Origin of the sequence: Bacillus sp. B4EP4a, assembly GCF_006680105.1 — a bacterium.
Classification (GTDB): domain Bacteria; phylum Bacillota; class Bacilli; order Bacillales; family DSM-1321; genus Peribacillus; species Peribacillus simplex_E.
On the sequence record NZ_VHIK01000127.1, the window covers coordinates 1 to 267 of the forward strand.

A 267-nucleotide genomic window follows, 5' to 3' on the forward strand; every position below is an offset into this window, starting at 1 on the left:
ATTTTTTGTTGAAAAATAATACTTTTAGTGTAAAATTACACTAAAAAGGAGTATTTAGTATATATGGAAAAAGAAGAATTCATCAATTTAATATCAGAAAAAATGAAACTTGTCCGAACAGAACAAAGTTTTTCTCAAGATAAGATGTCTGAAATTCTAGGGATTTCAAAAAAAACACTAGTTCAAATTGAAAAAAGAAGAACAGAAGCCAATTGGACCACCGTTGTTGCATTTTGTGCTTTGTTTAATCATAGCCAATTGTTGATA

The 267-nt window shown here is 27.3% G+C and carries 1 protein-coding gene; it reads left to right on the plus strand.

Annotated features, from left to right (window positions below; genetic code table 11):
- Window positions 1-63 precede the first annotated feature (63 nt).
- Window positions 64-267, plus strand: a 204-nt coding sequence (locus FNK51_RS26235; RefSeq protein WP_141995244.1) for a helix-turn-helix transcriptional regulator, incomplete at its 3' end; no start/stop codon positions are given.